Here is a 7358-nt window from a genome sequence, read left to right on the forward strand (position 1 = left end):
CATTATGTTAAAGTATTAATAAAAGCTTAAAGGAGTTGAGTACAATGAATACTTTAGATGCGATTGCCAAGAGAAGAAGTATCAGAAAGTACAAATCTGAACAGATTGAGGATGCGAATCTGGAACAGGTCATCAAGGCGGGACAAATCGCACCCAATGCGGGTCCATTCCACATCAGCGTGATTCAGAATGCAGAACTTCTGAATAAAATCGCGGAGGTGTCGGTGCAGGCCATGAAGGACTCGGGAATCAAAATGATGATGAATCGTGCGGCCGTGCCCGGTTTTAGTCCGCTCTATGGGGCCCCGACTCTGGTGGTTCTCTCCGCTTCTCCGAAGAACCCTTACAGCATGGCTAATATAGCCGCTGCCGGTGCAAATATGACTGTTGCCGCCACTGATTTAGGGCTGGGTTCATGCCTGATGGCCACACCGGAGCTTGGCTTTAAGGCCGATGCGGCTTTGGCTGCTGCGGCAGGGATTCCCGAAGGCTTCTCGGTCATACTGTGTGCGACCCTGGGCCATATTGACGACGATGTTAAAATCCCCGCAAGAACTGAAACGGACAACGTGAATTATATTAAATAAGCATAAGCCTGGGGTTGTCAAAGAAGTGGGCAGACCGAGCAGAAAAAAGTGAAGATCGAGGACGAGCAACCCCGCGATTGAGGCGTGCTTAGGGTACGTTGATGGAATGGACTCGCGATGTAACCATGAGATTGACTTTTTTAACGGTCTAGGGGGCGGTGAAAACCGCCCCCTTATGCATCTGTTTGTAAGTGAGAATCGGCCCCCGTGTACCGCTCATCCCTTATCGAACTATTTTTAGGCTGCAATATAAAAACGCAGCTTAAAGGTGGTGCCGTCCACACCGGTAATCACCTCGAGGCGAGCATTGTGCCGGGCGGCGATACTATAACAAACTGGCAGTCCGAGTCCGGTCCCATTATCTTTGGTAGTAAAGAAAGGCATACCGATTTTATCCATTAATTCCGGTTTGATTCCCGGACCCTGGTCTTTTACATAAAGTACTATCTGGCCGTCTTCTACCGTTGTGCCGATGGTTAACGTTCCGCCGCAGGACATGGCCTCCAGGCTGTTGTAGGCCAGGTTAACAATCACCTGGCGAATTTCGTTCTGATCGATCGACAGCTTGGGGGGATTGCCCAATTCCAGATTGATCAGCATTCCTCTAAAATTGGCCTCAGCCTCCAGCATGGGATATAGGGACATAACCAGCTGGTCTATATTCTGGGGCTGCAGGCAGACGATCTTATCCTTGGCCATGCCTAAAAATTCGGTTATGATTTCATTGGCCCGATCCAATTCCTCAACCATAAGGTCGATGAATTCAATGTCCTCCCGGTACTTTTCTCTAAACAATTGTAAAAAACCGCGCACAGACGTCATCGGGTTCCTGATTTCGTGTCCAATGCTGGCCGCCATCGTTCCAATCAGATTCAGCTCTGAAAGACGCGCCACTTCTTGCTCGATGCGTCTTTGTTCAGTTATGTCGATCAGACTGGTGATGCGGCACAGTTTACCGTTCAGATGGAGTAAATGGCACCACAGCAGACCACGGCGGATTTCCCCCGATTTAGTGCGGAAATCAACTTCGAGGCCCTCCAGTTTTCCTTCGTCTAAAAGCAATCTCTCCATATCATATTTGGTTTCAAGATCTCTGAAAAAATTTATTTCACTAACAGGTCTGTCGATGACTTCCTCCCGGGAATAACCCATTCCCGTAAATAAGGCTTCATTAGCGTCGATGAATATTCCCTGGCAAAGGGTTGAAAGTGTCATCATAATCGGGCTGCCATGAAAGACCTTGGAAAACTTCTCTTCTGAGAGACGCAGGGTATTTTCTGCAATCTTGCGTTCAGTAATATCAATACAGGTGCCGGCAGCGCGCAGTGGCTGCCCGGCTTCGCTTCTGGATACCACCTTGCCGCGATCCAGGATCCATTTCCATTCCCCCGCTTTGGTCAACAAACGGTATTCGGCCTCAAAATGAGGGCTTTTTCCCGCCAGATGGCCCAAAATTGAGCTCATGGTCTGGGAATAATCATCGGGATGAATAAGACTCTTCCAGGTTTTAAACCGCGGTTCAAGTTCTTCAAGGGAGTATCCTAATATCTCAGCCCAGCGTGGGCTGAGGTAGAGATAGTCCTTTTCCAAATCCAGATCCCAAAAGCCATCTTTGCTGGCCTCCAGTACAATGCGCAGGCGTTTTTCACTCTTCTTGAATGCCAGGTCGGCCGCCTCCAGTTTTCGCATTCTTTCCAAGCCCATGGAGGCCAATATCTGTGCTATTTGAAAATAAAATTTCATTATTGATTTAACCTCTGCCTCGGGAACAACATGAATTTTATGAAGAGCCGTGATGTAGGCTTCTTCGTCGAAACCTAATTCTTGAGCTTGTTTGCGAAAATAGTCTTCATCCGGGGGCTCGTCAAGCACTTGTCCCAGATATATCGTGGCTAAATGCTGGCCGTTTACCACTACCGGGGTGGCATAATCGACCAGTCCGTTCAAACATCTGAACTTGGTGTAGGAACCGTATTGCAGGTGTTGGGACATATAAATATTGCTCTGTTTACACCGTTCTTCGCTGGTCGGACAGCTGCGGTGGAAGTTAAGGCACATATCAGTCCAGCCGTGTTTGCAGAGAATATTATTGTCGGCGTCCATAAAAGTACATCTTATGCCGGTGAGTTCGTAAAAAGATTCAAACAGTTGTTGAAGCAGGGGGAGGTCTATCAGTTCTGAGATGTGGTATTTTTGTGATTTATCTGCTTGAGAATGCAGCTCCGGGTTAAGCCATTCTTGCCCGGCCTCACAAGCAAAGTAATTCTTGTATGAAGGCAGTTCAGGTACACCGTTGCTCAAGCGGTGGCCGTGTTGCTCCAGACCAAAATTGACAACCTGATAATGCATCTCACTGTCGAGATGCTCTCTGGTCTTAGTAAACTGGTTCACTTTTAGTTGCCCCTTACAGTCTCATATCTATATTAACAACAATAACCTATTCATTATGAGATATATTGTCGAATAAGGTATGTAACCGAAATTTTATTGGTAGATTTGGTTAGATTGCGTCCTAGTTTAAAGGAGCACACAGAAATACCGGCCCTGACATAGCCAGGGCCCCTTAAGTCAGTTCAATCCCAATGATTGTATGAACCCGTCCGAAATGATATCCACCAATATTCGAGCGGCATCTTCTTCTGAATAATCTTCCTGGATCAGCCACCACCTGATCACGACAATGAAAACCGAGGTTATTAAACAGGCTAGCAATTTAATAGGATATTTATTGGCGGAAAAACTGTTTTGCCGGCTATCGGCCAATCTTTCCAATACATATGACTGTACGCCTCTTTCGATTTGGCGGTTTAATTCAAAACTGGAGATGTCGTTAAACAGAATGTTTAAAGTCCTTTTGTTGCTGCTTAAATTGGTTAGAAAGGTGCGAATTTCATCGTATAAATCAACACACGAACCATTTGGGTCAGCCTGGCGGCAAGCTTGAGCAGGATTAATCAAGATCAGCTTGGTCGTTTCATTCAATATTTCGTGGAATAAGGCATCAATACTCTCATAACGGTTATAAAAGGTTTTACGGTTGACCATCGCTCTTTCTGCAATATCCTTGATGGTAACATTCTTATAACCCTTTTCTGCAATCAGTTCCAGAAAAGCTTCTTTAATCATTTTTTTACTGCGCACAACACGTAAATCTGCTTGATTCATTCCCAACCTCCCGGTGCCAGATAATTACAAAAAAGGAAACAGGTAAAATTGGATGGGTATATCGTAGTTAAGCAACACCGCTCAATTATTTGACCATTGTAATGTTCTATAAAACTTATAAAATAGTGAATGTTGTATTTATATATTAATACAATGGAGGGTGGTTTTGTGCAGACAAATACCGATATTTTGGGACATTTTAAGGGACATATTAATCTGCATGAATAACCTGAAAATAGTACAGTTATAATTATCTGTTATGTGTTTTATGAATGGAGGGAGTTATTTGACACAGGTTGATTTTTTCGGAGAATGGATAAATCTCCAACAAAAACTGTTGGATTTTTACCAGGGAAGTATGAATCCAGAGCCCAAAGAAGAGGAGAAAAAAAATAGCAACAACATCGAGTCTAATATGAAATCAGTTCAGGAGCTGTGGCAAAACTGGCTGGATATCTCCAACCAGTTTATTAAACAGAGTATGAAGAGCGTAACCGAGGCCTATCCGCAACAACAAGAAATCATAAATAAAATGTTCAGCGGAGCCAGTTTATATCAGAACCTCCATAAATTCTGGGAGGATTTGCGCTCCATAAAGGCCGCAGACAGCAACCCGCTTGAGTTCCTTAACAAATGGAAAGAAGAGTATCCCAGATTAGTGGCTGATAGCATAATCCCGTTCTGGCCAGAGCAGGTGCAGAATTATTACCATGAATGTATTGAAATTTACAATTTGTCTCAAGACACCGCCAATAAATTCGTGCAGCCCTGGCTTAGCGAGGCTCAAGAACTGCAGGGCCTGCTGCAGCAAAGCCTGGCCGGAGATCAAGAGGCTTATATTGAGTTCAACCGGCTCTGGAAAGAAAAATTTGCCTCCACTTTTGGGAAGGTATTGAACATACCCCAGTTTTCAATGAATAGAGCAATCATGCAAAAGCAAATGCACAGCATTAATGCTTTGATTAATTTCATGAATACCATAGGTGAGTTTACTGCCCTTATGGTCAAGGTCAACCAGGAAACCCTGCAAACGATTATAAAGGACTACCAGGAAATGTTGAGAAGAGGCGCCAACCCTAAAACTTACAAGGAATTCTACGATTATTGGTGGCAGACCAATGAAGCCGCCTATCTCAAACTATTTGGAACTTCTGAGTTTTCCAGGATACTCTCTCAACTTCTTGAAGCCGGAGTCAATTACAAAAAAGAAACTGACAGCCTGTTGGAGAAACAGCTGGAATTTTTGCCATATCCCAGTAAAACCGATATGGAAAGTGTGTATAAGACCCTGGATACATTGAAAAGAGAAGTGAGAACACTGAAAAAGGAAATGTCAGCATTAAAAGAAGGCAAATCCAAATCCGACAAATCCAAAGATGCCTGATTATAGCGTATGAAGGAGGGGCAAGATGTCAGCCGTAATCGATTTTGACAAGACGATCAGCGAAGTATTGGAGTCTCAGAAAAAATTCCTTAACAGCGTAGATATGCTCTTAAATATGGGCGACCCCCAATCGGACACCACTCTCAAAGACCTGATCTATCAGGAAGACAAAATGAAGCTGTTTCACTATAGACCCAGGGTCAAAAAGGTTTGCAAGACGCCTACCTTGATAATATACGCACTGGTTAATCGCCAGTATATGATGGACCTTCAGCCTGACCGCAGTGTAATCAAGAACCTTTTGGAATCAGGCCTGGATATATATATCATCGACTGGGGATATCCTACTGCCGAAGACAGGTATATTACTTTAGATGATTACATTGATGTATATATTGAAAATGCCGTAAATGAAGTACTCAGGGAATCGGGAGCAGACAAAGTAAATATTCTGGGAGTCTGCCAGGGAGGAACCTTCTCGGCTATATATACCGCGTTAAATCCTCACAAGGTCAAGAACCTGATCACCATGGTAGCCCCTATTGATTTTGAAGCCGGGGCAGCAGACGGTTTACTGTTCAAGTGGGGCAAGGCTATGAATGTAGACAGTCTGGTGGACGCATTCGGGATAGTTCCCGGGGAATTGCTCAATGGCGGATTTGATATGTTAAAGCCGTTCCAGTTGATGATCAATAAATATCTCGGTATTATTGACAATTTTGATGACCCTGAAACCGCCGCCAATTTTATCCGCATGGAAAAGTGGATCCTGGATAGCCCCGATCAAGCCGGTGAGGCCTACAGGCGGTTTATCAAGGATTTATACCAGGAAAACAAGTTGGTGAAAGGCAGCCTGGAGATTGGCGGCAGAACTGTAGATCTGGAAGACATCACTATGCCGGTTCTGAATATCTATGGCGAACAGGATCACCTGATTCCTCCGGCGGCGAGCATTCCGTTCAATGATTGTATCGGCAGTACTGATAAAGAGCTGGTGGCCTATCCGGTAGGACATATTGGCATGTATGTCAGTTCCAAATCACAGCAGCTCCTGGCTCCCAAGATTGCTGAATGGATTTGGAAGCGCGATAAATAGGAACAGACCGGATTGTCCGGCTTCGTCATTGATCACTGCGAATAGGTGAAAAGCTTAACGATAAATGGTTTAAGCCATAAGCAGGGTTATTTAAAGGAGAAATATATGGTCGAAAACACCTACAGTGAACTCATCGTTGGTGCTAGTGGTTATGTGGAAAAAACCATAAGCGAGACCGACGTTTATCAGTACGCAGGCATAACCGGCGATTTCAGCTGGCTGCATGTCAACCAGATGAGGGCCCAGCAAGGTCATTTTAAAACTCGCATCGTACACGGCATGTTGCTGATGGGGTTGATTTCCAATGTGGTCGGCAACCTCATGCCCGGTGCAGGGACTATTTATGAAACCCAGAGCGTGAGGTTCCTTAGGCCTTGTTATATCGGAGATACTGTTAGAGCCCAGACCGAAGTCATTCAGAAGCTTGAGAAAGGCAGGGTGCAATTGCGAACTTTGTGCGTCAATCAAAGGGGGGAACTATTGCTGGAAGGTGAAGCCATAGTCATTCCGCCACGGCAGCATATAGTGGATCTTCCCTGTCCGGGACTTGATGCGGTATCTGCCGGAGCAGCGGCGGAATAAAGAACAAGACGAGGGTTAAAGTTTAGCGTAGAACCTATGGAAAGCTGTACTTGATAAAGGCGCATATTGCGGCCCCGGGCCGCAATATGCGCCTTTTAGGCATTATAACCAACCTCAGTAAGGAGGCCGGGTTGCCCCACCTCGGCCTTCTTATTTTGATTGTAGTTGGTTGACCGCAAGTTTCCTGGCTGCCGGGCATCAGATCCGGAACCGTTTGCGGCGTAAAAACGTGAAAAGATAGCCTGAAATTCATTTTGCACAGGCAGGAAGGGAAAGCAGCGCTGCAGTTATACAGAGGCCGATATATGGATTGCCATCTAACTTATTTTGGATATAAGCAGGGCTGGCCGGTTTTCTGTCGAAAGGAAAAGATATCATTTGCAAGAAAAGCCGGGCAATCGCACCTGATTATTGGCAGGCACAGCAGCCTGTGGCGATTGTGGCGAGTAAAGGGGAAATACATAATGAAAAGGCTGCTTCTCGGTTTAGTGATCCTTTTGGCGGTGACGGGGTGGGCAGTGTCACCCGCGGCTGCTGCACAGTT

General features: G+C 45.3%; 6 protein-coding genes. 4 read left to right on the plus strand and 2 right to left on the minus strand.

Going from position 1 to position 7358, the window contains the following annotated elements:
- Positions 1–44 precede the first annotated feature (44 nt).
- Positions 45–587, plus strand: a complete 543-nt coding sequence (locus B3W37_RS12230) for a nitroreductase family protein (protein ID WP_483169200.1) — start codon at positions 45–47, stop codon at positions 585–587.
- Between the two features lie 237 nt (positions 588–824).
- Here B3W37_RS12230 and B3W37_RS12235 read toward each other — a convergent pair whose 3' ends face one another.
- Both B3W37_RS12235 and B3W37_RS12240 read right to left on the minus strand, forming a co-directional pair.
- Complete coding sequence (locus B3W37_RS12235) at positions 825–2978, minus strand: PocR ligand-binding domain-containing protein (protein ID WP_483169202.1); 2154 nt, start codon at positions 2976–2978, stop codon at positions 825–827.
- A 177-nt stretch (positions 2979–3155) separates the two neighbouring features.
- Complete coding sequence (locus B3W37_RS12240) at positions 3156–3752, minus strand: TetR/AcrR family transcriptional regulator (RefSeq protein WP_483169204.1); 597 nt, start codon at positions 3750–3752, stop codon at positions 3156–3158.
- A 286-nt stretch (positions 3753–4038) separates the two neighbouring features.
- On the opposite strand from B3W37_RS12240, the gene B3W37_RS12245 reads away from it, so the two are divergent.
- Genes B3W37_RS12245 through B3W37_RS12255 form a run of 3 tightly spaced genes read left to right on the plus strand, consistent with a single transcriptional unit; the run spans position 4039 to position 6814 of the window.
- Positions 4039–5136, plus strand: a complete 1098-nt coding sequence (locus B3W37_RS12245) for a poly(R)-hydroxyalkanoic acid synthase subunit PhaE (protein WP_483169205.1) — start codon at positions 4039–4041, stop codon at positions 5134–5136.
- A 25-nt stretch (positions 5137–5161) separates the two neighbouring features.
- A complete protein-coding gene (gene phaC / locus B3W37_RS12250) occupies positions 5162–6232 on the plus strand; it encodes a class III poly(R)-hydroxyalkanoic acid synthase subunit PhaC (protein ID WP_483175988.1) in 1071 nt (356 codons plus the stop codon).
- A 45-nt stretch (positions 6233–6277) separates the two neighbouring features.
- Entirely contained in the window at positions 6278–6814 is a 537-nt protein-coding gene (locus B3W37_RS12255; RefSeq protein ID WP_483175989.1) for a MaoC family dehydratase, read from the plus strand.
- The last annotated feature ends 544 nt before the right edge of the window (positions 6815–7358 follow it).

It is taken from the genome of Syntrophomonas sp. UBA5494, assembly GCF_002426325.1.